Consider the following 25,826-nt stretch of genomic DNA (forward strand, 5'->3'; position numbering starts at 1 on the left):
GTCACCGAATGCGAGGAACATGCCCCGATCAGGGCTGGTAGTCATAGTCGATCCAGAACGGCGCGTGGTCGGAGAAGCGATCGTCGGTATGGATGTACGGGTGATGCGCGGTGGCCGCGATGCCCGGCGTGGCGATCTGATAGTCGATGCGCCAGCCCACGTTCTTGGCCCAGGCCTGGCCGCGGTTGGACCACCAGGTGTACTGCTCCGGGCGTTCGTCCAGCCGGCGGAACACGTCCACCATGCCAATCTCGTCGAACAGGTGGTCCAGCCAGGCGCGCTCTTCCGGCAGGAAGCCCGAATTCTTGCGGTTCGACTTGTAGTTGGTCAGGTCAATCTCGCGGTGGGCGATGTTCCAGTCGCCGCAGATGACCCATTCGCGCCCGTCGTGCATGCGCTCGGTCAGCCAGGGCCGGAAGAACTCCAGGAAACGCCACTTGGAATCCTGGCGATGATCGCCGGAGGAGCCGGACGGCAGGTACAACGAGACCACCGACAGATTGCCGAAACGCATCTCGGCATAACGGCCCTCGTTGTCCGCCTCCTCGAAGCCGATACGCGTAATGACCTCGTCCGGCTGGCGGCGGCTGTACAGGGCCACGCCGCTGTAGCCGGGCTTTACGGCATCGACATAGACACTGTGGTACCCGGGTGGATGGAAGGGCTCGCCCTGGATCTGGTGGATCTGGGCCTTGGTCTCCTGGATGCAGACCACGTCGGCCTCGGTCCCCGGGAGCCAGTCGAAGAAACCCTTGCGGGCGGCGGCGCGGATGCCGTTGGCGTTCATCGAGAGTATGCGCATGGCGAGGAACGATACCGGCGCGCGCACGCGCAGGAAAGGGCCTGGCTGCGGAATCCAGGTGTCCCTGTGTCAGAATACGGCGTTTTACGACCGGAGCACCCCGATGACCGCCCACGCCTTCCTGGAATACGCCCTGCAACGCGACGTCCTGCGCTTTGGCGAGTTCACGCTGAAGTCCGGGCGGACCAGTCCGTACTTCTTCAACGCGGGCCTGTTCAACCGCGGCTCCGACCTGGCCCGCCTGGGCGAGTTCTACGCCCGTGCGATCGTGGACTCCGGCATCGAATTCGACCTGGTGTTCGGCCCGGCCTACAAGGGCATCCCGCTGGCGGCGGCGGTCACCGAAGCGCTGTTCCGCGACCACGGCATGGACCGCCCCTGGGCCTTCAACCGCAAGGAGGCGAAGGACCACGGCGAGGGCGGGAACATCGTCGGCGCGCCGCTGCAGGGCCGGGTGCTGATCGTGGACGACGTGATCACCGCCGGCACCGCCATCCGCGAATCGGTGGACCTGATCCGCGCGGCCGGGGCAACGCCTGTGGGCGTGGCGATTGCGCTGGACCGCGAGGAGCGCGGACGCGGCGAGCGCTCGGCGATCCAGGAGGTCGAGGCCGACCTGGGCCTGCAGGTCATCCGCGTCGCGCGGCTGACCGATCTCGTGACCATGCTGGAGGATACGGGCCGCGCGCCCGAACACCTGGAGGCCCTGCGCGCGTACCGCGCCGAGTACGGCGTTTAGGGGACACGTACCGCAGCATCGACCCCTGCCCCGTCATTGCTTCGTCGGCTACGCCTCCTCGCAATGACGGGGCAGGGGTTTACGCGGGGTGGCGGCATGTGCGCCGAGCGGCGCTACAGCAGTTCGGTATCGTCGTGCGAGTAAGCCGGGGAGCAGCTGCAGAGGATGTGCAGCGGCTCGGTGCCCGTATTGAGGATGTTGTGCGGCGTGCCGGGATGGATACAGACGGTGTCACCCACGGCCACCGAGAAGGTCTCCTCACCCAGACGCATCTCGCCCTGCCCGCGGGTCACGTGATAGATCTCCTCGGTGCGGGCATGGCGATGCAGGCGCGTGACGGCACCCGGCTCGACCACCGCCTCGGCCAGGCTCTGGGCCGCATTGCCGTGCACGTCAGGGTGCATCAGCTCGCGGATCTCGGAGCCGTCCTTCGTATCGTAGGCCGGTGTGTCGCTGTAGCGTGTGTGCATTGCGCGCTCCCTCAGGCCGAGGCCGGCACTTCCTCGAACAGGAGGCTGCGCCCGCCCATTGCAGAGGGCTTGGGCACGCCCATCAGCTCCAGCACGGTCGGGGCCACATCGGCCAGGCCGCCGCCGGTGCGCAGACGCCAGCGCTGCGAGTCGGTAATCATGCACATCACCGGATAGATGGTGTGCTGGGTGTGCGGGGCCCCGGTCACCGGATCCACGTATTCGTCGCAGTTGCCATGGTCCGCGGTGACGATCGCCGAATATTCGAGCCTCTTCGCCGCATCCAGCACCCGCCCGACCTCACGATCCAGGACCTGGACGGCCTCGATCAGGGCCTCGCGCTTGGCCGTATGGCCCACCATGTCGCCATTGGCGAAGTTGACCAGGACGAACCCGTAGCGCCCGCTCTCCATCGCCTGGATGGTCTGGTCGGCGACCTCGGCCGCGCTCATCTCCGGCTGCTCGTCGTAGGTATCCACCGACGGCGAGGGGACCATCACGCGCTGCTCGCCGGCGTAGGGCTCTTCCTTGCCGCCGTTGAAAAAGAAGGTCACGTGGGCGTACTTCTCGGTCTCCGCACAGTGGAACTGCGGGATGCCGGCGGAGGCGATGGTGCTGCCCAGAGTCGTCGACGGGCGTTCCGGCGGGAACGCGATCGGCGACAGGAAGCGCGGGTCGTACTCGGTCAGGCAGGTCTCGGACACCGGGTGAAAGTCACCGCGGTCGAAGCCGTCGAAGTCGTCCATGCCCAGGGCCGCGGTCAGCTGACGCGGACGGTCATTACGGAAATTGAACAGCACGCAGACCGCATCCTGTCCCAGCGGCTCGCCACCGTTGATGATGCGCGGGTTGATGAACTCATCGTCCTCGCCCGCCGCATAGGCCGCCTCGATCGCCTCGCGCGCGGAACCGGCGGCCTCCCCCTCGGCGTAGGCCATCGCGCGGAAGGCCTTTTCCGTGCGCTTCCAGCGCTTGTCACGGTCCATCGCATAGTAACGCCCGCACACGGTGGCGATGGCGCCGCCAGCGTTCGCCAGCTCTTCCTCCAGCGGATCGAGGTAGTGGAGCGCGGAACGGGGTGCGGTATCGCGGCCGTCGGTGATCATGTGCACCATCGGGCGCGCGCCCTCGCGCTGGCAGATCTCCACCAGGGCGCGCAGGTGGCGGATATGCGAGTGCACGCCACCATCGGACACCAGACCAATCAAATGCAGCGGCTGATCCTTCGCGGCCGCGGCGCGCGCAGCACTGACCAGGGCGTCGTTCTCGTAGAAGCTGCCATCGGTGATCGAGTCGTCGATACGCACCAGGTCCTGGTTGATCACGGTACCCGCACCCAGGGTCAGATGCCCGACCTCGGAGTTGCCCATCTGCCCATCCGGCAGCCCGACGGCGCGACCACAGGCGTCCAGTGTCGTGTGGGTATGAGTGGAGAGGTACTCGTCGAGGCGCGGCGTATCGGCCTCGGCGTAGGCATTGTTCAGCTTGGACGGGTTCACGCCCACCCCGTCCATGATGATCAGCAGGACAGGGCGGCGGGGGGTGGGACGCGGGTGTGCCATCGCGGGATCATTACCTGGGTCAATGGGTTACCCGGGTATTTTAGCAACTTCCGATGCTTGGCGGGGGCGCAGGCCTGCACAAATACGGCCGCCGGCGCGGTGACTCAGCGATCGCGCCCCGTATTGCCATCCTCCTGCGATGCTTCCGCGTCGGGCTGGCCGTCGTCAGCTGGGCCCTCGCCACCCTGGCCCTCGGCCACCTCGGGCGCCGGCTCGGCGGGGGTGTCAGTGGCGAGTGTGCTCGCGGACCCGCGCTGGCGACGCAGTTCGGCCTGCTCTTCCTCGATGCGGTCGAGCTCGGCGTCCATCTCGTCGTCGGTCAATGGCGTGTACCCGGTGCGCGCGGCGGCGCTGGCGCCCCCGCCGGCGGATGCGGCCGCCGTGGACGAGGCGGCCCGCGTGGTGCCGGACGCCTTGCCCGAACCACCGGGTCCACCGCGCGGCGTACCACCGCCGCCACCCGGTCCATCGTCGTCCGGACCATCATCGGCGTCGGCCGCATCGTCACCGCCCGCAGTCGCGCGGCGTTGCGCCTTCTTGCGCTCCATGATGCGCGACAGGATCAGGCCAATCTCGAACAGCAGCCACATCGGTAGCGCCAGCAGCGTCTGCGAGATGATGTCCGGCGGGGTCAGCACCATGCCGACCAGAAACACGCCGACGATCACATAGGGGCGCTTCTGCGACAGCTTGGCCGGGGTCGTGGCCCCCATGGAGACCAGCAGGATCGTTGCCACCGGCACCTCGAAGGCAATGCCAAAGGCGATGAACAGCATGATGACGAACGACAGATAGCGCGAGATATCGGTCATCACGGCCACGCCCTCGGGCGCCGTGGCCGTGAAGAACGCGAAAATCAGCGGGAAGACCACGAAGTAGGCGAACGCCATCCCCAGATAGAACAGCGCGGTGGACGACGCCACCAGCGGCAGCGCCATGCTCTTTTCGTGCGAGTAAAGCCCGGGTGCCACGAAGGACCAGACCTGATACAGCAGGTAGGGGATGCTGAGCACCACCGCCAGCAGCAGGGTCAGCTTGAACGGGATCAGGAACGGCGCGGCCACGTCGATCGCGATCATGCTGGTGCCTTCCGGCAGGTGCTGCATCAGCGGGCCGGCCAGCCAGGTGTAGATCGGGTTGGCGAACGGGAACAGGATCAGGAACATCACCAGGATGGCGATGAACATCCTGAGGATACGGTCGCGCAGCTCGATCAGGTGCGTGAGCAGGGTCTCGGTCGCTTCCGGACTCGGCTCGACCCCCGGTTTGGTCTTGCTCATGAGTGCTTGTCAGGGGTCGGGTCGTTGTGGGTGGTATCCGCTTCGGGATCAGAGGCCTCGCCCCCCCGTGACTCGGCAGGGTCCGGGGTGCGCCGTTCGCGCACCGCCGGTTTCGTCCGCTCCGGACGCGGGCCATCGGAGGCGCGCGCCTTTTGCTCGGCGGCCAGCGCCGGGTCGTCGGTCATCAAGTTGCCATCCAGATCGCCCTGGGTGGGTACCCGCCGAACCTCGGGCGCATCCGCGTCGTCGGGTGCCTCCGGCGCACCCGGGTCCGAAGCACGCGCCGCCGCATCCGGGCTGCGCATGGATGGCTTGTCCCGCACCGCGGGCTTGGCCTGGTTCTCGGCCAGGGCCTTTTGCTCCTTGCCGGAGAGATCCTTGCGGGTCTTCGGCTTGCCCTCGATATCTTCGCGCAGGTCCCGCTCGGTATCCTCGATATCCTCGCGCAGACTGGTCTCGGTCTCGTCCATCATGTTCTTGAGCTGGCGGATCTCGCGATCCTGGCTCTTCAGCATGTTGCGCAGTTCGTCGGTCTGCAGCTCCTGCTCGAAGTCCGATCGCACGCTATGGACGAAACGCCGGGTCTTGCCGACCCAGCGCCCGATCTCGCGCGCAAGCCCGGGCAGACGCTCCGGCCCCACGACCAGAAGCGCCACCAGCACGATGATGATGATTTCCCAGAAGCCGATGTCGAACATGGGCTATCGCTCGAGCCTGGCCGCCGCGCAGGGCGCGAGGCTCAGGACTTCTTGTCCGATTGCGAGGCGTCGGAATCCTTTTCGCTGCTCTTCTTCACCTCGGCGTCGACCACCCGGCCTTCGCTGTCGGTCTGGTTCTCGACCTCGCGCGGCTCTTCGTCTTCTTCGCCTTCCTTCTTCTCGGCGTCGGGATCCTTGACCGCCTGGCGGAAGTTTTTCATCGCCGAGCCGATATCCCCACCCATGTTGCGCAGCTTCTTCGTGCCGAACAGCAGCACGACGATGAGCAGGACGATGAGGAGCTGCCAAATGCTGATACCACCAATACCCATGGACTCTGTTCTCCAGTCATACAACTTTGGGGTTAGCCTGAACGGCGCCAGGCCCATAATCAACTCTGGGGCACACCGGCCACTGTGGGCGTTCGTGCTGGAGTCGCTGTTTCTTCGCGGACAGGGCGCGGTGATTGCAGTGTAGCCGCGCCACATGAACGAACGCTTTACAGCCGGCGACTCAATGCGGCCCCCGGGGAAAGACCGATCAATGTACACGCTACGAGTGGTCGGACCGGCGACCACTGATTTCGCGCGCGGCCTTCTCGGCGACGCCCGACAGACCGAAACGCCGACCCAGTTCATCGAGGACATCGTCCGGGTGCCGTCCGCGGGCCGCGAGCACCACCAGGGCATGAAACCACAGGTCGGCCATTTCCGACACAAGGGCGTCGGTATCGTCGTTCTTGGCGGCAATCAGCGTCTCCGCCGATTCCTCGCCCAGTTTCTTGAGCATCTCGTCCAGCCCGCGCGCGTGAAGCCTGGCCACGTAGGACTGCTCCGGGTCGGCCTGGCGGCGCTGCTCGATCACCTCGGCGAGCGCGGAAAGCACCTCGGCACCACCCGGACGAGCGGGAGTCGAATCGGTCATTGCGCGGCCACCTCGGCATCGTTCGGCCGCACCGGGACACCGGCCGCCGCCATCGCGTCCTTGGCCTCGCCCACCGTGTGCTGACCAAAGTGAAAGATACTGGCCGCCAGCACGGCATCGGCATGGCCCTCGGTCACGCCCTCCACCAGATGCTGCAGCTCACCGACCCCGCCCGAAGCAATCACCGGCACGCCGACCGCATCGCTGACCGCGCGGGTCAGGGGCAGGTCGAAGCCGATACGGGTGCCGTCACGATCCATGCTCGTCAGCAGAATCTCGCCGGCCCCCAGGGACTCCATGCGCTGCGCCCACTCGACCACGTCCAGCCCGGTCTCGCGGCGGCCTCCGTGGGTAAAGACCTCCCAGCGCGGTGGTTCATTCCCCGTGCTGACCTGCTTGGCGTCGATCGCGACCACGATGCACTGGCTGCCGACCCAGTCGGCGGCCTCGCGCACCAGCTCGGGCCGGTGCACCGCGGCGGTGTTGATGGAGACCTTGTCGGCCCCGGCGTTCAGCAGGCGGCGGATGTCTTCGACCGCGCGCACGCCACCACCCACAGTCAGCGGGATGAACACCTCGCGCGCGACGGCCTCGACCACGTGCACGATGGTCTCGCGGTCGTCGCTGGAGGCGGTGATGTCGAGGAAGGTGATCTCGTCCGCACCCTGGGTGTTGTAGCGCCGGGCGATCTCCACCGGGTCCCCGGCATCGCGGATGCCGACGAAGTTGACACCCTTGACCACGCGGCCGGCGTCGACATCCAGACAGGGAATGATGCGCTTGGCGAGCATCTCAGGTTGCGAGGGCCTTGCGGGCCTCCTCCAGGGTAAAGGCGCCGTCGTACAAGGCCCGGCCGACGATGGCGCCGGTAATGCCCTCGTCCTCGCGGGCGGCGAGGTTGCGCAGGTCGTCCAGCGAACTGATGCCGCCGGAGGCGATCACCGGCACGCGCACGTTGCTCGCCAGGCGCGCGGTAGCCTCCACGTTGGGGCCCTTCATCATCCCGTCGCGGGCGATGTCGGTGTAGACGAAGGCCACCACGCCGTCCGCCTCGAAGTGCTGGGCCAGGTCGATCACGTCGTGGTGCGACAGCTTGGACCAGCCATCCACCGCCAGCTTGCCGTCCTTGGCATCCAGCCCGACGATGATACGGCCGGGGAATTCCAGACACAGGTCGTTCACGAAGTGCGGCGCGCTGACCGCGCGGGTACCGATGATCACGTATTCGACCCCGGCATCCAGATAGGCCTGAACCGTGTCCTCGTCGCGCACGCCACCGCCGATCTGGATCGGCAGGTCGGGGAAGGCCTTGGCAATCGCGTGCACCGCCTTGGCATTGCGCGGCTGACCGGCAAAGGCGCCGTCGAGATCAACGATATGCAACCGCTCGGCCCCGGCATCGACCCAGCGCTTCGCCATCTCCACCGGGTCCTCGCCGAACACGGTGGAATCGTCCATGTTCCCCTGGCGCAGGCGAACGCACTTGCCTTCCTTCAGATCGATTGCGGGAATGACCAGCATCTTCGACTCCTCACGACGCCCCGGGACCGTCACCGTCCCAGCGCAGAAAGTTATGCAGCAGACGCAGCCCGCAGGCGGCGCTCTTCTCCGGATGGCACTGCATGGTGAACAACGAGCCCCGCGCCAGTGCCGAGGCAAAGGTCTCGCCATAATCGGTGCGCCCGGCGACATCGGCCTCGCGCTCGGGCTGCACCCGGTAACTATGGACGAAATAAAACCACGGGGTCTCCGGCAGGCCGTGCCACAGGGGATGCTCCTGCGCCGGCAGCACGCGGTTCCAGCCCATGTGCGGGATCTTCAGGCGCCGGCCATCCGGGCCCTGCATGGCGGGAAAGCGCGCGACCCGGCCCGGCAGGATGCCCAGCAGGTCGACGCCGCCGCTCTCCTCGCTGGCGTCCATCAGGATCTGCTGGCCCAAGCAGAGGCCCAGGAACGGGCGGTCGGCCGCCAGCTCCGGCAGCAGCCGGTCGAGCCCGCGATTCGACAGCGCCTGCATGGCGTCCCCGGCCGCGCCCTGGCCGGGAAACACCAACCGGTCGGCCTCGCGCAAGGTCTCGGGGTCGTCGGTCAGCAGTACGCGCTGGTCGCCCGCGGCCTCGTGCTCCAGTGCACGCACGACCGAGTGCAGATTCCCCATGCCGTAATCGATGACGGCAACAGTTTCCATGGCCGGGTCTCGTCCGTTGGTCCGTTACAGACTGCCCTTGGTGGACGGCGTGATCCCCGCGGAGCGCGGATCGAACTCCGCCGCCACACGCAGGGCGCGCCCGAAGGCCTTGAAGATGGTCTCGGCGACATGATGCGCGTTGTCGCCACGCAGGCAGTCGATGTGCAGGGTCATCCAGCTGTGGTTGACCAGGCCCTGGAAGAACTCGTGGAACAAGTCCACATCAAATTCGCCGATGTGCGAACGGCGGAAATCCGCGTGCATCTCCAGCCCCGGACGCCCGGAGAAGTCGATGACCACCCGTGAAAGGGCCTCGTCCAGCGGGACATAGGCATGGCCATAGCGGCGGATACCCTTCTTGTCCCCCAGGGCCTTGGCCAGCGCCTGCCCCAGGGTGATCCCGACGTCCTCCACCGTGTGATGGGCATCGATATGCAGATCGCCCTCGGCGCGCACGTCGAGATCCACCAGGCCGTGACGGGCCACCTGGTCCAGCATGTGGTCGAGGAACGGGATGCCGGTCTCAAGATGGCTTTGGCCGGTGCCGTCGAGGTTCAACTCGACGGCGATCCGGGTCTCCAGGGTGTCGCGGCGGACAGATGCAGTACGTTCAGTCATGTTCCGGTTCGGGCACGGTAAAAGGTCAGTGTAGCAAGGCTGGCCGTCGCCCGGTATGACACAGGGAAACACGGGCCTATTCACGCTAGGGAAACACTGATCAATGTACACACTCGCGTTGGCACCCCAGGTTTTCCGAGACAAGGCGCGCCGTGCAACGGGTAGGGTTCTACCCGCAAGCGGTGCAACGCAGGATCGGGGAACCTGGGGTGCCAACCCCACAAGCCATTGAAAGCAGGGGCTCGGCCGCTTTTGCGCGCGCACAGCGTTACGGCTCCCTTGTGCAGAATGACTGCACGGCAGTCACCGCGCCTTGTTCGCACGCAAAAGCGACTCGAGCGCGAGCGTGCACATTAATCAGTGTTTCCCTAGAGCAGCGTCGGGGCGGACAGCGGCCTCACCCCCGCCACTACATGCCGGAGGTCAGCTTCGGCCCCACCAATAACGCCTCGGGCACCACCGCCTGGATCGCCCCCGGCACTTCAGTGCAAAGCCCTGGCCGCGCGGTCAACGAGACCCACAGGGTGTTCAGCTTCAGGTTCAGCTCGACGAACGCGATATCGTCCCCATAGCTGTTCAGCACGCGCTCGATGGCGCGCGCCCGGGCATGGAGTTCGGAGCGCGGACGCTGGCGCAGCCCGGGGATCAGCATCATGAAGTCCGCCAGCCGGCGGCCTGCGGCGTCGCGCCGGGGCAGGCGTTGCCACAGGGGCTGGTGGGGCTCGAGGAGCAGCGCCGGGCGCAGGGCCGGATCGGCTTCACGGGGCGCGGGGATATCCGGGGACATGGCGGTGCGCTCGGCATGGACCTGTCTGGAGTGTAGTCCACGCCAGAGAGACGCTGACCACAGACACCCGATGACCGGACACAAAAAAGCCGGGGACCAGCCCCGGCTTCTTCAAAGAGAGTGGGAACCCTCTTTTTACCGCACTTCGACGTCGGTCGAGTCGGATTCACCCTTGTTGTCCGTCCAGGAGACGGTCACGGTGTCACCGGCGGCGCCGTCGATCTCGCACTGCAGGAACGGGTTGCGGGAGACGGTGTAGTTCCAGTTGGCGGTAATGGCGGTGTCGCCATTGCGCGCAATTTCCACGGTTTCGATGAAGTGCGGGCCACCGTCGTCGTCGGGGACGAGCATGTCGTGGCTCATCAGCGCACGGATGTTGATAACGCCGTTGCTTTCTTGGGCGCGAACTCGGATAGACATATCTTAAACCTCCAGTAGTGTTCGGATCAGCGGTTGGGGGTCGGCGTTAGCCGCCGCAGCCACCGACCGTGACCTTCACTTCTTGAACCGTCTTGTACCAGGTGTCGCCGGACTTCACGGCGGCGATCACGTTGGAGGACTCGCCCATGCGGATACGGCCAGAGATGTTCGCATGCGCGCCATCGGCCAGCACGTAATGTGCGACCAGCGGCAGGTTGTTCAGCTCGACGAACACGGCCATTTCGGTCACGTTGTCCAGGCTGGATTCGACCGACACCGGAACCACGGCGCCGTTCTCGGCGATTTCCGGGGCGCTCAGGGTGACGTCGCCATCGGCAATGTCGCTGGAGCCGGTGACGGCTTCAAAGGCGGCTTCGAGGCCTTCGGCGCCGAAGGCCTCGGACGGCCAGGCGGCGAGCAGCTTGCTCGGGGCGAGCAGACCGGCCCCGACGGCGACACCGACAGTACCGGCGGCGAGAGTGCCTTTCAGGAAGACACGGCGCTTGGTGCTAATCATGGATGATCTCCTCTCATCTTGTGGGTCAGATCCGGATTATCCGGGACGTCTTGGCGGCGAACCGCGGTGACGCCTGTTGCTTTGGACGGCGAGCGGCAGGTCTCTATTCCCTGCGGATCGGGCTCCGCCCCCTGACCAGCTTCAGTGGTCTTTTGCTGGTCTCGCAGATGCATCGTCCCAAACCTGGCTGAATCATTGATGAACGAATCATCGCCGTTCACGATCGGGTAAATTTCGTCGGACAGATACCGCAGCATCTATCGCTAGCACCTGAAGCCAGGGGCGTATCAATGGCACACTATCGCCTCTTGATGCAACGAACCCCGGATCCGACCATGTTCTCCTGCAAGGCCCAGTGGCTCCTGATTGCCGTGATCGTCGTGCTCGGCACGATGCAGATGCTCTCCGCCTGTGGTCAGAAGGGCGATCTCTATCTGCCCGATGACGACGAAACCGAGGAGCGGCGCTGAATGGACTACTTCGATTACCACCGCGGCACCCTGTTCTGCGAAGGCGTAGCAATGGACCGCCTTGCAGAGCTGGTCGGCACCCCCGCGTACGTGTATTCCCGCGCCACGCTGGAGCGCCACTTCCGCGCATTCAGCGAGGCCCTGATCGGCACCCCGCACCAGGTCTGCTTCGCGGTCAAGGCGAACTCCGCGCTGGGCGTACTGAATGTGCTGGCGCGCATGGGCGCCGGTTTCGACATCGTCTCCGGCGGCGAACTGGAGCGCGTGCTGCGCGCCGGGGGCGATCCGGCGAAGATCGTGTTCTCCGGGGTCGGCAAGACCGCCGCCGAGATGCGCCGGGCGCTGGAGGTCGGCATCCACTGTTTCAATGTCGAATCCGCCCCGGAGCTGGACCGGCTGGAGGCCGTCGCCATGGAGATGGGTGTCCAGGCCCCGGTGTCGATCCGGGTAAACCCGGACGTCGACGCCGAGACCCATCCCTATATCGCCACCGGGCTGCGCGAGAACAAGTTCGGCGTCGCCATCGAGGAGGCACCGGCGCTGTATGCCCGGGTGCGCGACAGCCAGCACCTGGAAGCAACCGGCGTCGACTTCCACATCGGCTCGCAGCTGACCCGCATCGACCCATTCACCGACGCGCTCAAGCGCGTACTGGCACTGGTCGACGAACTGGCCGCAGACGGCGTCGAGCTGGAACATATCGATGTCGGCGGCGGGCTGGGCGTGCGCTACCGCGACGAGACCCCGCCGGAACCGGATGCCTGGGCCAGCGCCCTGCGCGAGGTCCTGGGCGATCGCCCGCTGAAGGTCCTGCTGGAACCGGGGCGCGCAATCGCCGCGAATGCCGGCGTGTTCCTGACCCGGGTGGAATACCTGAAACACACCGAGGCCCATGACTTCGCGATCGTCGACGGCGCGATGAACGACCTGCTGCGCCCGGCCCTGTACGGCGCCTGGCAGGAAATCGTCCCGGTGGTACCGCGCAGCGACACCGAAACCCGCACCTACGACATCGTCGGCCCGGTCTGCGAGACCGGCGACTTCCTCGGCCGCGAACGCGAGCTTGCGCTGGCTGCCGGCGACCTGCTCGCGGTGCGCTCGGCCGGCGCCTACGGCTACGTGATGTCCGGCAACTACAACTCGCGCCCGCGCCCGCCGGAGGTAATGGTCGACGGCGACCACTTCCAGATCATCAACCGCCGCGAGCAGGTCGATCACCTGATGATGCGCGAAAGCATGCTGCCCCGGGATCCGGAGGACCAGGACCCGTCAGGGAGCGTCGAGCCGTGATCCCGCGGCGCCCGGAGCCGGAGTTGATGCTGGAGCCGGAGCAGGCCCGTGCCTATGCCGAGGCCGACTTCGCCGCCCCGCACGAGGGCTTCGTCGACGCCTTCGCCGAGGCCTTCCCCGGGCCCGTGACCGGGCCGGTGCTGGACCTGGGCTGCGGCCCGGGCGATGTCTCGCTGCGCTTCGCCACGCGCTACCCCGACTGCGAGGTCGACGGCCTCGACGGCGCCCCGGCAATGCTGGCGGCCGGCGACGCGCTGATGGCCGGGCACCCAGCCGCGGACCGGGTGCATCTGGCCGCAGGATGCCTGCCAGAGGCGCGCGGACCGCGCGCGCCATATGCCACGATCATCAGCAACTCCCTGCTGCATCACCTGCATGACCCGGCCGCTCTGTGGCAAACCATTGCGCGTGACGGCGCGCCCGGCGCGGCGGTGTTCATCATGGACCTGCGACGGCCGGATACGACCGAGACCGTCCGGGCCCTGGTCGCGGAGTACGCCGCCGACGCGCCGCCGGTGCTGCGCCACGACTTCGAGCACTCCCTGCATGCCGCCTTCACCCCGGATGAGGTGCAGCAACAACTGGCCGCGGCCGAGCTCGAGGGCTTCACAGTAACCGTCACCTCGGATCGCCACATGACCATTTTCGGCCGGCTGCCGGAGACCTCCTGATGCGCCTGGAATTCACCAAGATGCACGGCCTGGGCAATGACTTCGTGGTCATCGACGGCATACGTCAGAACGTGCGGTTCGACGAGCCAACGCTGCGTCACCTGGCCGATCGCCACTTCGGCATCGGCTGCGATCAGATCCTGCTGGTGGAGCCACCGGGCGATCCGGCGCAGGCGCTGTTCCGCTACCGCATCTTCAATGCCGATGGCTCCGAGGTGGAGCAGTGCGGCAACGGCGCGCGCTGCTTCGCCCGCTTCGTCCGCGAGCAGGGCCTGACCGAGGCCCGCGAGATCCCGGTCGAGACCCTCGGCGGGCGCATCGTGCTGCATGTCGAGGACGACGAGCAGGTGCGCGTGGATATGGGGCGGCCGGAGTTCGCACCGGCGCGCATCCCGCTGCTCGCCGAGGCCGAGGCCGATGCCTACACGCTGGATGTGCAGGGCCACTCGATCACCCTGGGCGCGGTCTCCATGGGCAACCCGCATGCGGTGATCCTGGTCGACGACGTGGCCAGCGCACCGGTCCACGAGATCGGCCCGATCATCGAACGCCACGCAAGCTTCCCGCGCCGCGTCAATGTCGGGTTCGCCGCACTGCGCGACCGCGGACATGTCGACCTGCGGGTGTTCGAACGCGGGGTCGGCGAGACACTCGCCTGTGGCAGCGGCGCGGCCGCCGCGATGGCCGTATTGCGCCGCCGCGGACTGGTCGACGACAACCTCGAAGTGACCCTGCCGGGCGGGACCCTTGTGCTAAGCTGGACCGGACAGGCCGAGGCTCCGGTTTGGCTGACCGGGCCGGCCACCACGGTATTCAACGGCTGGATCGATCTATGACTGGGCAGCAATCCTCCAACGCCTCTGCGGCAAAAACCAAGACCCCCAAGACCCGGGCCCCGGAAGACCGCACGATCAGCGCGGCCGACGTCGAGGCCTACCTGCGCGAGCATCCCGACTTCTTCCAGGGCCACCTGCCGCTGCTGGACATCCTGCGCCTGCCGCACCCGACCGGTGGCGCGGTGTCCCTGCTGGAACGCCAGGTCGCTCTGCTGCGCGAGAAGCACCGCGCCATGGAACAGCACATGGGCGAGCTGGTCGAGCGTGCCCGCGACAACGAGCGCATGGGCCAGCACCTGCACGAACTGGCCAAGACCCTGATGCGCGCCGAGAACCTGGACGCCGTGCTGGCGCTGACCCAGGACGCCCTGCGCAACGAGCTGGGCGCGGAACGCGTCAGCATCCGCCTGGCCCACCGCGAGGTCGACGACCTGCATGCGCTAACCACCAGCGAGCTGGCCACCTTCGACCCGCTGTTCAGCCGCGGCAAGGCCCAATGCGGTCGCGTCCCGGCCGAGATGCTCGACGTGCTGTTCGACGACGCCGAGGAGATCGGTTCGGCCATCCTGATGCCATTGGGCAATGAATCCGACCATATCGGGGTACTCGGCCTGGCCAGCGAATCCGCGGACCGTTTCGAGCCCGACATGGGCACCTACTTCGTCACCCACATCGGCGACCTGCTGGCCGAATCGATCCGCTGCCATGTCGAGCGGGCCCACGCCGCTGCCTGACGCACCCGAGCAGGATGCGGATATCGCGGCCTTTCTGGCCCATTTGAGCGATATTCGCGGCCATTCGCCGCATACCGTACAGGCCTATCGACGCGACCTGGCCCGCCTGCGCGGGCTGCATAACGGCCCCTGGGGTGCCCTCAAGGCAGCCGACATGCGGCGCATCGCCGGACAGCTGGCCCGCCAGGGCCGCCACCCGCGCTCGATCCAGCGCTTCCTGTCCGCCGTGCGCGGCTTCTTCGCCTATCAGGTCGAACAGCGGCGCATGCCGGCCAATCCGGCCGCCGGCATGCGCGGCCCGCGTGCCGGGCGCCCCCTGCCGCGCGATCTCGATGTCGATCAGACCCAGCGGGCGCTGACCCCGGCGGAGGGCATCGAGCCGAATCTGGCGGCACGCGACCAGGCGATGCTGGAGCTGCTGTATTCGTCCGGGCTGCGCCTGTCGGAACTGACCGGACTGGATCTGACGGACCTTGACCTGGATTCCGGGCTGGTGCGCGTGCTCGGCAAGGGCCGGCGCGAGCGCAGCGTCCCGGTGGGACATGTGGCGCGCGATGCGCTGCGCACCTGGCTGAGATGCCGGGGCGACTGGGCCACAGCGGACGAGCGCGCCGTGTTCGTCAGCGGACGAGGCCAGCGCCTCGGCAACCGCGCGGTGCAACGCCGGGTCGCCGAGGCCGGCCGTCGCGCCGGGCTGGATGTGCGCCTGCACCCGCACCGTCTGCGCCATGCCTTCGCCAGTCACCTGCTGGAGTCGAGTGGCGATCTGCGGGCGATCCAGGAACTTCTCGGCCACGCCAACCTTGAAACCACCCAGATCTATACCCATCTCGACTATCAGCACCTGGCACAGGTGTATGATGCCGCCCATCCGCGGGCCCGCCGGAGAGACTGATTCGGCGACGATCGCACCCACCAGGTGAACGATCCCGGGCCATCGCAACCCAACACCGTGCCCCATGACACTCAGCCGTAACAGGAGAGATCCGTGGAACAGTTTCGCGGCACCACCATCGTATGCGTCCGCAAGGGCGGCGCCGTCACCCTCGGGGGCGACGGCCAGGTTTCCCTTGGCAACACCGTGATGAAGGGCAACGCGCGCAAGGTGCGCCGCGTCTACCATGATCGCATCCTCGCCGGTTTTGCCGGCGGCACCGCCGATGCCTTCACCCTGTTCGAACGCTTCGAAGGGATGCTGGAGAAACACTCCGGCAACATTACCCGCGCCGCCGTCGAGCTGGCCAAGGACTGGCGTACCGACCGCGCCCTGCGCAAGCTGGAGGCATTGCTGGCGGTCTCCGACCGCGAAAACTCCTTCGTGATCTCCGGCAATGGCGACGTGATCGAGCCCGAGCATGCACTGATCGCAATCGGGTCCGGCGGCCCCTACGCCCAGGCCTCCGCCCAGGCCCTGCTGCAGAACACGGATCTGCCAGCCCGCGATATCGTGGAGAAGTCCCTGAACATCGCCGCCGATATCTGCGTGTACACCAATCACAACATCACCCTGGAGAGCCTGGACGCGGAGTAACGCGACCCGGCGCCAAGCGATTCGACCAAGGCCCATTTGCCATGACCGACATGACCCCCCGCGAGATCGTCCAGGAACTGGACCGCTACATCATCGGCCAGGACGACGCCAAGCGCTCCGTCGCCGTTGCCCTGCGCAACCGCTGGCGCCGCCGCCAGCTGCCGCCGGAGCTGCAACCGGAGGTCACACCCAAGAACATCCTGATGATCGGCCCGACCGGTGTGGGCAAGACCGAGATCGCCCGGCGTCTGGCGAAGCTGGCCCACGCCCCGTTCATCAAGATCGAGGCGACCAAGTTCACCGAAGTCGGTTATGTCGGGCGCGATGTCGAGTCGATCATCCGCGATCTTGCCGAGGCCGCGGTGAAGCAGCTGCGCGACGAGGCGATCAAGGAAAACCGCCTGAAGGCCGAGGACGCCGCCGAGGAGCGCATCCTCGACGCCCTGCTGCCAAGCCCGCGCAATGCCGGCTTCACCGAGTCCGAGCCGGACCACGGCAACAGCGAGACCCGCCAGAAGCTGCGCAAGCGCCTGCGCGAGGGGGACATGGACGAACGCGAGATCGACATCGAGGTCTCGCAGAACCCGCAGGGCGTGGAGATCATGACCCCCCCGGGCATGGAAGAGATGGCCAGCCAGTTGCAGTCGATGTTCCAGAATCTCGGCGGGCAGAAGACCCGCTCGCGGCGGCTGAAGATCGCCGAGGCGCGCAAGCTGCTGATCGAGGAAGAGGCCGCGCGCCTGGTCAATGAAGAAGAGCTGAAGCTGAAGGCGATCGAACGCGTGGAACAAAGCGGCATCGTGTTCCTCGACGAGATCGACAAGGTCGCCAAGGGCAGCGAGAAGACCGGCGGTGGCGAGGTCTCCCGCGAGGGCGTGCAGCGCGACCTGCTGCCGCTGATCGAGGGCACCACCGTCTCCACCAAGCTGGGCATGGTGCGCACCGACCACATCCTGTTCATCGCCTCCGGCGCCTTCCACCTGTCCAAGCCGTCCGACCTGGTGCCGGAGCTGCAGGGCCGGCTGCCCATCCGCGTGGAGCTGGACGCCCTGTCGGCCGATGCCTTCGTGCGCATCCTGACCGAGCCCACCGCCTCGCTGACCGAGCAGTACACCGCGCTGATGAAGACCGAGGGCGTGGAGCTGCGCTTCGAGGAAGAAGGCGTGCGCCGTCTGGCCGAAATCGCCTTTGACGTGAACGCACGTACCGAGAATATCGGCGCCCGCCGTCTGCATACCGTGCTGGAGCGCCTGCTGCAGGACGTCGCCTACCGCGCCCCGGATGTCGAAGGCCCGGTGATTGTGGACCGCGCCTTCGTCGACGAACGCCTCGGCGACCTGGCGGAAGACGAGGACCTGTCCCGCTACATCCTCTGACGCGACCCGCCCAGCGGGCCGGCCATGCGCGGGGAGGTACCGCGCGGGAGGTTACTCGGGCGCCCTCCGGCGATAGGGATCGGGCCAGCCCTCGGGCGGTGGGTTGAAGCGCTTGTAGGCCCAGTTGTATTGCTCGGGGCAGCGCCGGACCAGGGTCTCCACATGGAGGTTGATCGCCGCGGCCGCCCGGGCAAAATCGCGATCGGCCACCTCCGGGCCGGCCACGACCTCGTGATAGCGATAGCCCCGCCCCCCGGGCAGACGCTCGGCAAACAGGAATACCACGTGATCCGCGCGCCCGCGCAGCAGACGCGGGAGCAGGGTCATGGTCAGGGCCGGACGCCCGAAAAACGAGGCGTGCTGGCCCGAGGCGCCCTTGGGGCTCTGGTCCGGCAGGATGCCGATGATCTCGCCGCGGTCGCGGGCCTGCTGCAGGATGCGCAGGCCACTGCGATCGGCCGGTGCCAGCTCGGCCCCGGTGGAGGCACGGGCCTCGCGCACCCAGCGGTCCACCTCCGGCGTCTTGAACGGGCTGTACAGCGTGGCCATCGGCCCGTGGCAAGCGGCATGCAGTCCGGCGAATTCCCAGGAACCGAGATGCGGGGCGCACAGGAACAACGCCCGACCGGCGGAGCGCTCGCGCAGGCGCGCGTACTGCGGCGGCTGGACGGCCAGGGTCTCGAGGCTCTCCGGAGGCGACTGCCACAGCCAGGGGGACTCGGTCAGGGCCCGGCCCATCGCCATCAGGGAGCGCCGCCCCACCCGCCGCCGCCACGCCGGGTCCTTTTCCGGAAAGCACAGCGCCAGGTTGACGCGGGTGATGCGGGCCGCGCGGGTGGGCAGGTACCACACCAGCGCCCCGACCGCGCCGCCCAGGGCGTGGTTCACGCGCAGCGGGAGGCGCGCGAGCAGGCGCAGGCCCACCCCGATCAGGCGATCACGCAGATGCCGACGTCGGGCCATGTTCGGACACTGCGGATTCGGTGGTTGCGGACGCGCTCGGCGGTGGATCGCGCGGAGGAATGCCACCCTCGGTCATCAGGGGCTTGAGGGTGGTGCGCAGGTTACGGAACAGTCGCGGGTGCTGCGCCTCCTCCTGCGCCAGCAGCTGTTTCATGTGCTCGCGCTGGGTGGGCATGGCGAAGCAGGCGGGGCAGTTGTCGAGGATCACCGGGAGCCCCGCGGCGTCGGCAAAGTCGCGGGTCTGGCGTTCGCGCACGTAGACCAGCGGGCGAATGACCCGCAGGTCGCCGGCGTCGATCGCGTAGTGGGCCTTCATGGTGCGCAGCTGGCCACCGTGAAAGGCACTCATCATGAAGCTCTCGGCCAGGTCGTCCAGGTGCTGGCCCAGCGCCAGTACGTTGTAGCCGTGTTCGCGCGCCGTGCGATACATCAGGCCGCGCTTCATGCGCGAGCAGAAGGAGCAGAACGAGTCGTTGTCCATGTGCGCATCGGCCAGCTCGGCGATGGGCTCGGACACGAAGTGATAGGGGATGCCATACGCGGCGAGGTAGTCCATCAGCCGCTGCGGCTCGAATCCCTCGATCTCGGGGTTGATGGTGACCGCCCCCACCTCGAAGCGTACCGGGGCCCGCCGAGCGAGGTTGTGCAGCAGCCACAGCAGGGTCAGCGAATCCTTGCCACCGGACAGGCCGACCAGGATGCGGTCGCCCTCGCGGACCATGTCGAAGTCGGCGATGGCACGCCCGGCGAGGCGGCGGATCGAGGCGGGAACGGCGGGTGTCTCCATGGGCCCGCAACATAGGCCGGCGGTCGGCTGCACGCAAGCCCAACCCGCAATGGTGGAGCAGGATTTCGGTGCACACCGCGCCTCCCGTGCACCAGAGATGAACACCCATCGCTCTCGCACAGGGCAGGGGTTGCGACCTGGGGGCACCGGGGCAGCGAATGGCGGGCGTGTCTCGCCGTGGCACCCCGCTTGCATGAAGCCGGAGAAACCTACGTCCACCCGGGGGACCCGATGCACGACCGCAAGAGCCTCAGCCTGGCCGCCGAACTTCGGCGAAACCTGCGCGCCGAATTCCCCGCGGTAGCACGGCTGTCGGTCAGCGACCCGGATTTCATGGAGGCCATCCTTGATTACGCGGCCCGCTCGCAGTCGAGCATGGTCGAGGCGGCGGCGCTGACCCTGCGCAGTCAGCTGGAGGGAACGGGATATCTGCGAACACCCTCACCCGCGAAGACACAACCGGAAGACGGGGCGCAGGGAGAACACCGGCCTGGGCACAAGCGGCGTGTCTATCGCGGGCGGGTAATCGAGGACCCGGAGTAGGGCCGGATCGGCGATTGCGGGAAGAGCCCGAAGGGTTTCGCCCACGCTGCGTTTTGGCGACACTCGGGGTTTTGCCCGGAGGGCTTCCATGGACGCGCTGTATCCCGAGATCGAGCCCCACGGTATGGGGCGCCTGCAGGTTGGCGACGGCCACGAACTGTACTTCGAGGAATGCGGCAATCCGGAGGGGATACCCGTTGTGTTTCTGCATGGCGGGCCCGGCTCGGGTTGCGAAAGCTGGCACCGCCGCTTCTACGATCCGGAGCGCTACCGCATCGTGTTGTTCGACCAGCGCGGCTGCGGACGCTCGACCCCGCACGCAAGCCTCGAGGCGAACACGACCTGGCACGCGGTCGCGGACATCGAGCGCCTGCGCGAGCACCTGGGGGTCGAACGCTGGGTGGTGTTCGGCGGATCCTGGGGCTCCACGCTCGGACTGGCGTATGCGCAGACACATCCGGAGCGGGTCCTGGGCCTGGTGCTGCGCGGGATCTTCCTTTGCCGTCCGCAGGATATCCAGTGGTTTTACCAGTCGGGGGCCGATCGGTTGTTTCCGGAGGCCTGGGCCGACTACGAAGCGCAGATCCCCGCAGGCGAGCGGGACGACATGGTAGGTGCCTATTACCAGCGGCTGACCGCCGACGACCGGGCGGTGCGCGAGGCGGCGGCCCGGGCCTGGTCCGGCTGGGAGGGGCACACGTCCTGTCTGATTCCGAACGACGACGTGATCGCGCACTTCGAGGAGCCGGATGTGGCCGTGAGCCTGGCCCGGCTGGAGTGCCACTACTTCGTTCACGAGACGTTCCTGGAACCCGACCAGCTGCTGCGCGATGCCGGCCGGCTGCAGGGGATTCCCGGCACCATTGTGCACGGCCGCTACGACGTGGTGTGTCCGGTGAATCAGGCGGTGGCCCTGCACCAGGCCTGGCCGCAGGCGCAGCTGGAGGTCGTACCGGACGCCGGCCACTCGGCGGCGGAGCCGGGCATCGTGCGCCGACTGGTCGCAGCCACGGACCGACTGGCAGGGGAACTGTCCAGGCACATCGAGCCCGGCACTGGAAGGGAGCAGGCGTGATCGCACTGATCCAGCGCGCAAGCGCGGCGCGGGTCACCATCGACGGGGAGGACGTCGGGGCGATCGGAAGCGGCCTGGTGGCTCTGGTGGCCGTGGAGCCGAACGATACCGAGGCGAGCGCGGAACGGATGCTCGACCGGCTATTGGGCTACCGGGTATTCGCGGACTCGGCGGGCCGAATGAACCGGAGCCTGGGCGAGACCGGTGGCGGGCTGCTGCTGGTGCCCCAGTTCACCCTGGCAGCCGATACGCGCAAGGGGATGCGACCGAGCTTTTCCGGATCGGCGAGCCCCGAGCATGGCGCAGCGCTGTTCGATTGGCTGGTACGGCGGGCAGGCCAACGCCATGAACCCGTGGCCAGCGGGCGTTTCGGGGCGGACATGCAGGTCAGTCTGACCAACGACGGCCCGGTGACCTTCTGGCTGGAGGCGCGCGGTCAATAAGCGGCGAAGGACGACCGAATCCAAAAGCCGATCAAGGGCGAAGGAACCACAGCGTACGCGGAGGCTACAGAGGAGGTCTTCGTTGGCTTGCGGGAAGCGCCACCGTCCAGGTGGGGGTCGTCCGGCAGCGACCGGGGGTCGGCGAGAATGCCGTCGCGGGCGGCATTACTCACTGCCTTGTACCTTTACTTTTCCTGATTAGTAACGAGCTTCAGCCCATTGCAGGGAGCGTTCTCCCAAGGGCTGGTTCCCTCCGCCACGGTAGGGTGCTGTTGAGCGCAGCGAAACGCACCATTTCCCGCGTTGTGCCCGTTCCTTGATGGGATTCGCTGCGCTCTTCCCATCCTACGACCCTTTCCTGCGTTTCGCCGTGTCCCCTGTGTCCTCTGTGTCCTCTGTGTTGCATCACTCGGGTTTCCCGGGCCGCAAACGAAAAGACCCGGCACGAGGCCGGGTCCATGAAGGCAACGCCGAGTGCGCTGGGGACGCGGATCAGGCTGCGCGGCGCAGGAACGGACGCTGGCCGGACTGGACCGCGCGACGGATGAAGTCGGCGCGGCCGGCCTCGCGCTGGTTCAGGTTGTCGGCGCATTTCGACGGCTCGTAGGCTGCGGCGGAGAGCATGACCTCCAGCTCGCACAGGTCGACCTTCGGCTCTGTCAGTTCGTCCGGGTTCGTGTTCAGCTTGCGGCCGACTTCCCAGAACATGCGGGGGTTCCACAGCTTGGTCTGGATTCGCGGGGACTGGAACAGGGTGACGCAGCGGTTGTTGAGCTCTTGCTGATCCATAAGGTGCTCCTGTGAAAGGTTATTCAAGCGCACCAAAATCTAGCGAACCCGGGGCACGAATACAAGCGTCTCCTGATGGAATGAACGCTTGGGGCGCCGCACACTATTCCACGGTCACCGATTTGGCGAGGTTGCGCGGCTGATCCACATCGGTGCCCTTCAGCACGGCCGTATGGTAAGCGAGCAACTGTAGCGGGACCGTGAACAGAACCGGAGCCAGCCACGGGCTGAGGGCCTCGTTCTGCGGGAGACCGACCCAGGTGTCCTCGGGTTCCAGCGCGCGCGCGGCGTTGGATTCGCCAATGACGATCAGCTGCCCGCCCCGGGCCCGTACCTCCTGCAGGTTGCTGGAAAGTTTCTCCAGCTGGGCATCGTCCGGGGCGACGGCCACGACCGGCATCTCGGTATCCACGAGTGCCAACGGACCGTGTTTCAGCTCGCCGGAGGGGTAGGCCTCGGCGTGGATATAGGAGATTTCCTTCAGCTTCAGCGCGCCTTCCAGGGCAATCGGGAAATAGGCCCCACGCCCGAGAAACAACGCATGCTGGCGCTCCAGGAGATCCTCGGCGATCCGCGCAATCGGCGTGTCGAGCGCGAGGATACGGGCCACTTGGTCGGGGAGACTGCGCAGGGCGGCGACTGCATCGGCCCGCGCGGCGGCGGGCATACGGGCGGCGGTGGCGACCTGACCCAGCAGCAGGACCAGGATGGCCAGGGCCGCCAGCTGGGTGGTAAACGCCTTGGTGGATGCGACGCCGATCTCGGGTCCGGCATGGGTCATCAGGACCAGGTCGGCCGCCCGTGCCATCGTGCTCTCGGGCACGTTGCAGATCGCCAGCCGCGCCAGGAACGGCTCGTCCTGGGACTGACGCAGGACCGCCAGGGTATCGGCGGTCTCGCCGGACTGCGAAATCACCACCAGCAGGGTGCCCGGGGCGAGGACGTGGCGCCGGTAGCGATACTCACTGGCGACTTCGACTCGCGCCGGAAGGCCCAGGTGCTCCTCGATCCAATGGGCCGCGACCATGCCGGCGTGATAACTCGTTCCGCAGGCAACGATCTGCACGGCGGCGACATCGGCCAAGCGTTCGTCGCTGCCCGGTCCGAGGATGTTCTCGAGGATGCCGGCTTCGCCCAGGCGCCCCGACAGGGTTTCTTCCAGGGCATGGGGTTGCTCGTAGATCTCCTTGAGCATGAAATGGCGGTACTCGCCCCGGTCCGCGATGCTCGCCTGGCAACGACTCTCGCGGATACCGCGCTCGACCCGTTCTCCGGCGGCGTCGTGGATCTCGATGCCGTCGCGCGTGAGCCGGGCAATGTCTCCATCTTCCAGGTCGACGAAACGCTGGGTGACCGGAAGTAGCGCCTGCACGTCGGAGGCGGCGAAGGTCTCGCCAATGCCCAGGCCCAGGAGGACCGGGCTCCCGGAGCGGGCAACAATCAATTCGTCGGGGAAGTCCGCAAACACCGCCGCGATCGCGTAGGCACCTTGAAGCTCGGCACAGGCGCTGCGCATCGCATCCAGCGGCGACGAACCCAGTGCCAGGGCCTGCTCGAGACGATGGGCGATCACCTCGCTGTCAGTCGCGGATACGCAGGGCCAGCCGGCGGCGTCGAGCCGGGAGCGCAGGTCGCCGTGATTCTCGATGATGCCGTTGTGCACGATGGCCACGCGGCCGTCGCGCGAACGGTGGGGATGGGCATTCTCTTCTGTGGGAGCCCCGTGCGTCGCCCAGCGCGTGTGAGCGATGCCCACCGGCCCCTCCAGCCCAGCGGCGTCGATCCGTTGCTCCAGGGCCGCAACCTTGCCGATGGCACGCAGGTCCGAGAGGCCACAGTCGTTGACCACGGCCACGCCAGCGGAGTCATACCCCCGGTATTCCAGGCGATGCAGACCCTCGACCAGGACGGGGACCAGGTTTCGTTCGCCAATGCCTGCAACCAGACCGCACATCGATTACTTCTCCTTGTCGTTACCGCTCTTCTTCGGGCGCGGCCAGTCGCGAATCGTGCGGGCTCGGGCGCGAGTCAGCGCGAGAGCGCCCGCCTCGACGTCGTCGGACAGGGTTGACCCTGCGCCCACGGTCGCGTCGTCCCCGATGCGTATCGGAGCCACCAATGCCGTATTGGAGCCGATAAAGGCGCGCTCGCCGATCTCGGTGCGATGCTTGTTGGCGCCATCATAGTTGCACGTAATGGTGCCCGCGCCCAGATTGGCGCCAGCGCCAATCTGGGCGTCGCCGACGTATGTCAGGTGGTTCGCCTTGGCCCCGGCACCCAGGGTGGCATTCTTGATCTCGACGAAGTTGCCGACGCGCGCCCCGGTCCCCAGTTCGGTGCCGGGCCGCAGGCGCGCGAACGGTCCAATCCGCGCATCGGCATGAACCCGCACCCCCTCGAGCACACTATGCGCCGCGATCTGCGTGCCGGAACCGATGTCGCAGTCCCGCAGCACACAACCGGGTCCAATATAAACATCGTCCGAGAGCGTCACCGTGCCCTCGATCACGACGTTCACATCGATCTGGCAGTCGCGCCCGAAGGTGAGAACACCGCGCACATCCAGCCGCGCGGGGTCGGCAAGGCCCAGACCCTCGCGCATCATCCCCGCACCCAGCGCCGCCTGGTACAGCCGTTCCTGAACCGCCAGTTGCTCGCGGTCATTCACCCCGAGGACTGCCGCGGAGTCGCCGCTTTCCACCACGTCCACGGCATATCCGTCAGCGCGCGCTGCCGCCACGACATCGGTAAGGTACCACTCGCGTGGTCCGGTCACCCGTGGTTCACAGGCGGCCAGCCATCGGCGAAGCTCACCCGCTGGGGCAGCAAGGACACCCGTGTTGATCAGGTCCACGGCACGTTCACGTGCAGTGGCCTCCTTGTCCTCGACGATCCGCTCCAGTTGCCCCGACGAATCCAGAATCAAGCGCCCATAACCGCTCGGATCCACGACCCGGGCGGCCAGCACCGTAACACCGTCGCCGTCCGCACAGGCCACCAGGTCAGCAATCGGAATGCGGGGCACATCGCCATAGGTCACCAGGACACGTGCCGCGTCCGGGATGGCTTGAAGGGCTTGAAACACCGCGTGGCCGGTCCCGCGGGGCTCCCCCTGGTCGACCCAGGTCAAGGCTTGCGGGGAGTCGGCGAACGCCGCGCGCACCCGCTCCTGCTCGTGACTTACCACCACGTGGCAGGCGGCGGCGTCCAGCGCCGCTACTCTTTCCAGGACATGGGCCAGCAGGGGACGGCCGGCGAGGGCTTGCAGGACTTTCGGACGCCGCGAACGCATGCGCGTCCCCTTGCCGGCTGC

At 67.1% G+C, this 25,826-nt stretch carries 32 protein-coding genes; 12 read left to right on the forward strand and 20 right to left on the reverse strand.

Annotated elements, in window-relative coordinates; genetic code table 11:
- Positions 1 to 28: 28 nt before the first annotated feature.
- On the reverse strand, positions 29 to 802 hold the full coding sequence (locus tag G315_RS0107255; protein WP_255349313.1) for an exodeoxyribonuclease III: 774 nt from the start codon (positions 800 to 802) through the stop codon (positions 29 to 31).
- Positions 803 to 905: 103 nt separating this feature from the next.
- Between G315_RS0107255 and pyrE the strand changes: the two genes are divergently transcribed.
- The gene (gene pyrE / locus G315_RS0107260) at positions 906 to 1,541 is read left to right on the forward strand and encodes an orotate phosphoribosyltransferase (protein WP_018144918.1); all 636 of its coding nucleotides are present in this window, start codon (positions 906 to 908) and stop codon (positions 1,539 to 1,541) included.
- 113 nt (positions 1,542 to 1,654) lie between these two features.
- Here pyrE and G315_RS0107265 read toward each other — a convergent pair whose 3' ends face one another.
- From G315_RS0107265 to G315_RS14640, 14 genes are all read right to left on the reverse strand, one after another.
- Entirely contained in the window at positions 1,655 to 2,011 is a 357-nt protein-coding gene (locus G315_RS0107265) for a cupin domain-containing protein (protein WP_018144919.1), read from the reverse strand.
- Positions 2,012 to 2,022: 11 nt separating this feature from the next.
- On the reverse strand, positions 2,023 to 3,573 hold the full coding sequence (gene gpmI / locus G315_RS0107270) for a 2,3-bisphosphoglycerate-independent phosphoglycerate mutase (RefSeq protein WP_018144920.1): 1,551 nt from the start codon (positions 3,571 to 3,573) through the stop codon (positions 2,023 to 2,025).
- Positions 3,574 to 3,677: 104 nt separating this feature from the next.
- Entirely contained in the window at positions 3,678 to 4,853 is a 1,176-nt protein-coding gene (tatC, locus tag G315_RS0107275) for a twin-arginine translocase subunit TatC (protein ID WP_018144921.1), read from the reverse strand.
- Positions 4,850 to 5,551, reverse strand: a complete 702-nt coding sequence (gene tatB / locus G315_RS0107280) for a Sec-independent protein translocase protein TatB (RefSeq protein ID WP_018144922.1) — start codon at positions 5,549 to 5,551, stop codon at positions 4,850 to 4,852. Before tatB ends, tatC begins: the two co-directional genes overlap by 4 nt.
- Positions 5,552 to 5,592: 41 nt before the next feature.
- Positions 5,593 to 5,883, reverse strand: coding sequence for a twin-arginine translocase TatA/TatE family subunit (gene tatA, locus G315_RS0107285; protein ID WP_018144923.1), 291 nt, complete (start codon positions 5,881 to 5,883; stop codon positions 5,593 to 5,595).
- 220 nt (positions 5,884 to 6,103) lie between these two features.
- On the reverse strand, positions 6,104 to 6,475 hold the full coding sequence (locus tag G315_RS0107290) for a phosphoribosyl-ATP diphosphatase (protein WP_018144924.1): 372 nt from the start codon (positions 6,473 to 6,475) through the stop codon (positions 6,104 to 6,106).
- Positions 6,472 to 7,266 carry an imidazole glycerol phosphate synthase subunit HisF gene (gene hisF / locus G315_RS0107295; protein ID WP_018144925.1) on the reverse strand — a complete coding sequence of 265 codons (795 nt, stop codon included), beginning with the start codon at positions 7,264 to 7,266 and terminating at the stop codon, positions 6,472 to 6,474. Before hisF ends, G315_RS0107290 begins: the two co-directional genes overlap by 4 nt.
- A gap of 1 nt (position 7,267) precedes the next feature.
- The gene (gene hisA, locus G315_RS0107300) at positions 7,268 to 7,996 is read right to left on the reverse strand and encodes a 1-(5-phosphoribosyl)-5-[(5-phosphoribosylamino)methylideneamino]imidazole-4-carboxamide isomerase (protein ID WP_018144926.1); all 729 of its coding nucleotides are present in this window, start codon (positions 7,994 to 7,996) and stop codon (positions 7,268 to 7,270) included.
- A gap of 10 nt (positions 7,997 to 8,006) precedes the next feature.
- Entirely contained in the window at positions 8,007 to 8,663 is a 657-nt protein-coding gene (gene hisH, locus G315_RS0107305) for an imidazole glycerol phosphate synthase subunit HisH (RefSeq protein ID WP_018175911.1), read from the reverse strand.
- Positions 8,664 to 8,687: 24 nt separating this feature from the next.
- On the reverse strand, positions 8,688 to 9,281 hold the full coding sequence (gene hisB / locus G315_RS0107310) for an imidazoleglycerol-phosphate dehydratase HisB (protein WP_018144928.1): 594 nt from the start codon (positions 9,279 to 9,281) through the stop codon (positions 8,688 to 8,690).
- A 409-nt stretch (positions 9,282 to 9,690) separates the two neighbouring features.
- Positions 9,691 to 10,068 carry a hypothetical protein gene (locus tag G315_RS0107315; RefSeq protein ID WP_018168775.1) on the reverse strand — a complete coding sequence of 126 codons (378 nt, stop codon included), beginning with the start codon at positions 10,066 to 10,068 and terminating at the stop codon, positions 9,691 to 9,693.
- 135 nt (positions 10,069 to 10,203) lie between these two features.
- Positions 10,204 to 10,488 (reverse strand): thiosulfate oxidation carrier complex protein SoxZ, encoded by a 285-nt coding sequence (gene soxZ / locus G315_RS13775; RefSeq protein WP_018168776.1) that lies wholly within the window; start codon positions 10,486 to 10,488, stop codon positions 10,204 to 10,206.
- 46 nt (positions 10,489 to 10,534) lie between these two features.
- Positions 10,535 to 11,005: a thiosulfate oxidation carrier protein SoxY gene (gene soxY, locus G315_RS0107325; protein ID WP_018144931.1), complete on the reverse strand. Its 471-nt coding sequence runs from the start codon at positions 11,003 to 11,005 to the stop codon at positions 10,535 to 10,537.
- On the reverse strand, positions 11,002 to 11,262 hold the full coding sequence (locus tag G315_RS14640) for a hypothetical protein (protein ID WP_196799401.1): 261 nt from the start codon (positions 11,260 to 11,262) through the stop codon (positions 11,002 to 11,004). The genes soxY and G315_RS14640 overlap by 4 nt, the downstream gene beginning before the upstream one ends.
- Positions 11,263 to 11,340: 78 nt before the next feature.
- Between G315_RS14640 and G315_RS14175 the strand changes: the two genes are divergently transcribed.
- From G315_RS14175 to hslU, 8 genes are all read left to right on the forward strand, one after another.
- Positions 11,341 to 11,475 (forward strand): lipoprotein, encoded by a 135-nt coding sequence (locus tag G315_RS14175; protein WP_018144932.1) that lies wholly within the window; start codon positions 11,341 to 11,343, stop codon positions 11,473 to 11,475.
- The gene (lysA, locus tag G315_RS0107335; RefSeq protein ID WP_019612216.1) at positions 11,476 to 12,765 is read left to right on the forward strand and encodes a diaminopimelate decarboxylase; all 1,290 of its coding nucleotides are present in this window, start codon (positions 11,476 to 11,478) and stop codon (positions 12,763 to 12,765) included.
- Complete coding sequence (locus G315_RS0107340; protein WP_018144934.1) at positions 12,762 to 13,436, forward strand: trans-aconitate 2-methyltransferase; 675 nt, start codon at positions 12,762 to 12,764, stop codon at positions 13,434 to 13,436. Before lysA ends, G315_RS0107340 begins: the two co-directional genes overlap by 4 nt.
- Positions 13,436 to 14,272, forward strand: a complete 837-nt coding sequence (gene dapF / locus G315_RS0107345; RefSeq protein WP_018144935.1) for a diaminopimelate epimerase — start codon at positions 13,436 to 13,438, stop codon at positions 14,270 to 14,272. Before G315_RS0107340 ends, dapF begins: the two co-directional genes overlap by 1 nt.
- Positions 14,269 to 15,006: a DUF484 family protein gene (locus G315_RS0107350; protein ID WP_019612217.1), complete on the forward strand. Its 738-nt coding sequence runs from the start codon at positions 14,269 to 14,271 to the stop codon at positions 15,004 to 15,006. The genes dapF and G315_RS0107350 overlap by 4 nt, the downstream gene beginning before the upstream one ends.
- Complete coding sequence (gene xerC / locus G315_RS0107355) at positions 14,978 to 15,901, forward strand: tyrosine recombinase XerC (protein ID WP_019612218.1); 924 nt, start codon at positions 14,978 to 14,980, stop codon at positions 15,899 to 15,901. The genes G315_RS0107350 and xerC overlap by 29 nt, the downstream gene beginning before the upstream one ends.
- Positions 15,902 to 15,994: 93 nt before the next feature.
- Positions 15,995 to 16,537: an ATP-dependent protease subunit HslV gene (gene hslV / locus G315_RS0107360; RefSeq protein WP_018168781.1), complete on the forward strand. Its 543-nt coding sequence runs from the start codon at positions 15,995 to 15,997 to the stop codon at positions 16,535 to 16,537.
- Positions 16,538 to 16,578: 41 nt separating this feature from the next.
- Positions 16,579 to 17,913: an ATP-dependent protease ATPase subunit HslU gene (gene hslU, locus G315_RS0107365; protein ID WP_018144939.1), complete on the forward strand. Its 1,335-nt coding sequence runs from the start codon at positions 16,579 to 16,581 to the stop codon at positions 17,911 to 17,913.
- A gap of 51 nt (positions 17,914 to 17,964) precedes the next feature.
- On the opposite strand, the gene G315_RS0107370 is transcribed toward hslU, so the two are convergent.
- Both G315_RS0107370 and G315_RS0107375 read right to left on the reverse strand, forming a co-directional pair.
- Positions 17,965 to 18,876 (reverse strand): lysophospholipid acyltransferase family protein, encoded by a 912-nt coding sequence (locus G315_RS0107370; RefSeq protein ID WP_019612219.1) that lies wholly within the window; start codon positions 18,874 to 18,876, stop codon positions 17,965 to 17,967.
- A complete protein-coding gene (locus G315_RS0107375) occupies positions 18,851 to 19,663 on the reverse strand; it encodes a tRNA 2-thiocytidine(32) synthetase TtcA (RefSeq protein WP_018144941.1) in 813 nt (270 codons plus the stop codon). Before G315_RS0107375 ends, G315_RS0107370 begins: the two co-directional genes overlap by 26 nt.
- Before the next feature lie 231 nt (positions 19,664 to 19,894).
- Between G315_RS0107375 and G315_RS0107380 the strand changes: the two genes are divergently transcribed.
- From G315_RS0107380 to dtd, 3 genes are all read left to right on the forward strand, one after another.
- Entirely contained in the window at positions 19,895 to 20,206 is a 312-nt protein-coding gene (locus G315_RS0107380; protein WP_018144942.1) for a hypothetical protein, read from the forward strand.
- Between the two features lie 88 nt (positions 20,207 to 20,294).
- A complete protein-coding gene (gene pip / locus G315_RS0107385) occupies positions 20,295 to 21,281 on the forward strand; it encodes a prolyl aminopeptidase (protein ID WP_018144943.1) in 987 nt (328 codons plus the stop codon).
- Positions 21,278 to 21,724, forward strand: coding sequence for a D-aminoacyl-tRNA deacylase (gene dtd / locus G315_RS0107390; RefSeq protein WP_018144944.1), 447 nt, complete (start codon positions 21,278 to 21,280; stop codon positions 21,722 to 21,724). Before pip ends, dtd begins: the two co-directional genes overlap by 4 nt.
- Before the next feature lie 492 nt (positions 21,725 to 22,216).
- On the opposite strand, the gene G315_RS0107395 is transcribed toward dtd, so the two are convergent.
- The 3 genes from G315_RS0107395 to glmU all read right to left on the reverse strand — a co-directional run bounded on the left by G315_RS0107395 (position 22,217) and on the right by glmU (position 25,805).
- Complete coding sequence (locus G315_RS0107395) at positions 22,217 to 22,513, reverse strand: hypothetical protein (RefSeq protein ID WP_018144945.1); 297 nt, start codon at positions 22,511 to 22,513, stop codon at positions 22,217 to 22,219.
- A gap of 103 nt (positions 22,514 to 22,616) precedes the next feature.
- Complete coding sequence (gene glmS / locus G315_RS0107400) at positions 22,617 to 24,467, reverse strand: glutamine--fructose-6-phosphate transaminase (isomerizing) (protein WP_018144946.1); 1,851 nt, start codon at positions 24,465 to 24,467, stop codon at positions 22,617 to 22,619.
- A gap of 3 nt (positions 24,468 to 24,470) precedes the next feature.
- On the reverse strand, positions 24,471 to 25,805 hold the full coding sequence (gene glmU / locus G315_RS0107405; protein ID WP_019612220.1) for a bifunctional UDP-N-acetylglucosamine diphosphorylase/glucosamine-1-phosphate N-acetyltransferase GlmU: 1,335 nt from the start codon (positions 25,803 to 25,805) through the stop codon (positions 24,471 to 24,473).
- Positions 25,806 to 25,826 lie beyond the last annotated feature (21 nt).

The sequence above is a fragment of the Thioalkalivibrio sp. AKL7 genome, from assembly GCF_000381705.1.
GTDB lineage: Bacteria > Pseudomonadota > Gammaproteobacteria > Ectothiorhodospirales > Ectothiorhodospiraceae > Thioalkalivibrio > Thioalkalivibrio versutus.

Coding starts and splice junctions, on each gene's coding strand:
- pip (WP_018144943.1), top strand. CDS start 20,295: ATGGACGCGCTGTATCCCGAGATCGAGCCCCACGGTATGGGGCGCCTG.
- glmS (WP_018144946.1), bottom strand. CDS start 24,467: ATGTGCGGTCTGGTTGCAGGCATTGGCGAACGAAACCTGGTCCCCGTC.
- tatA (WP_018144923.1), bottom strand. CDS start 5,883: ATGGGTATTGGTGGTATCAGCATTTGGCAGCTCCTCATCGTCCTGCTC.
- hisB (WP_018144928.1), bottom strand. CDS start 9,281: ATGACTGAACGTACTGCATCTGTCCGCCGCGACACCCTGGAGACCCGG.
- G315_RS0107315 (WP_018168775.1), bottom strand. CDS start 10,068: ATGTCCCCGGATATCCCCGCGCCCCGTGAAGCCGATCCGGCCCTGCGC.
- G315_RS0107370 (WP_019612219.1), bottom strand. CDS start 18,876: ATGGCCCGACGTCGGCATCTGCGTGATCGCCTGATCGGGGTGGGCCTG.
- tatC (WP_018144921.1), bottom strand. CDS start 4,853: ATGAGCAAGACCAAACCGGGGGTCGAGCCGAGTCCGGAAGCGACCGAG.
- G315_RS0107375 (WP_018144941.1), bottom strand. CDS start 19,663: ATGGAGACACCCGCCGTTCCCGCCTCGATCCGCCGCCTCGCCGGGCGT.
- G315_RS14640 (WP_196799401.1), bottom strand. CDS start 11,262: ATGCTGCGGTATCTGTCCGACGAAATTTACCCGATCGTGAACGGCGAT.
- hisF (WP_018144925.1), bottom strand. CDS start 7,266: ATGCTCGCCAAGCGCATCATTCCCTGTCTGGATGTCGACGCCGGCCGC.
- G315_RS0107350 (WP_019612217.1), top strand. CDS start 14,269: ATGACTGGGCAGCAATCCTCCAACGCCTCTGCGGCAAAAACCAAGACC.
- lysA (WP_019612216.1), top strand. CDS start 11,476: ATGGACTACTTCGATTACCACCGCGGCACCCTGTTCTGCGAAGGCGTA.
- gpmI (WP_018144920.1), bottom strand. CDS start 3,573: ATGGCACACCCGCGTCCCACCCCCCGCCGCCCTGTCCTGCTGATCATC.
- tatB (WP_018144922.1), bottom strand. CDS start 5,551: ATGTTCGACATCGGCTTCTGGGAAATCATCATCATCGTGCTGGTGGCG.
- soxY (WP_018144931.1), bottom strand. CDS start 11,005: ATGATTAGCACCAAGCGCCGTGTCTTCCTGAAAGGCACTCTCGCCGCC.
- hslU (WP_018144939.1), top strand. CDS start 16,579: ATGACCGACATGACCCCCCGCGAGATCGTCCAGGAACTGGACCGCTAC.
- G315_RS0107380 (WP_018144942.1), top strand. CDS start 19,895: ATGCACGACCGCAAGAGCCTCAGCCTGGCCGCCGAACTTCGGCGAAAC.
- G315_RS0107290 (WP_018144924.1), bottom strand. CDS start 6,475: ATGACCGATTCGACTCCCGCTCGTCCGGGTGGTGCCGAGGTGCTTTCC.
- G315_RS14175 (WP_018144932.1), top strand. CDS start 11,341: ATGTTCTCCTGCAAGGCCCAGTGGCTCCTGATTGCCGTGATCGTCGTG.
- G315_RS0107265 (WP_018144919.1), bottom strand. CDS start 2,011: ATGCACACACGCTACAGCGACACACCGGCCTACGATACGAAGGACGGC.
- hisH (WP_018175911.1), bottom strand. CDS start 8,663: ATGGAAACTGTTGCCGTCATCGATTACGGCATGGGGAATCTGCACTCG.
- pyrE (WP_018144918.1), top strand. CDS start 906: ATGACCGCCCACGCCTTCCTGGAATACGCCCTGCAACGCGACGTCCTG.
- dapF (WP_018144935.1), top strand. CDS start 13,436: ATGCGCCTGGAATTCACCAAGATGCACGGCCTGGGCAATGACTTCGTG.
- hisA (WP_018144926.1), bottom strand. CDS start 7,996: ATGCTGGTCATTCCCGCAATCGATCTGAAGGAAGGCAAGTGCGTTCGC.
- G315_RS0107255 (WP_255349313.1), bottom strand. CDS start 802: ATGCGCATACTCTCGATGAACGCCAACGGCATCCGCGCCGCCGCCCGC.
- xerC (WP_019612218.1), top strand. CDS start 14,978: ATGTCGAGCGGGCCCACGCCGCTGCCTGACGCACCCGAGCAGGATGCG.
- soxZ (WP_018168776.1), bottom strand. CDS start 10,488: ATGTCTATCCGAGTTCGCGCCCAAGAAAGCAACGGCGTTATCAACATC.
- glmU (WP_019612220.1), bottom strand. CDS start 25,805: ATGCGTTCGCGGCGTCCGAAAGTCCTGCAAGCCCTCGCCGGCCGTCCC.
- G315_RS0107395 (WP_018144945.1), bottom strand. CDS start 22,513: ATGGATCAGCAAGAGCTCAACAACCGCTGCGTCACCCTGTTCCAGTCC.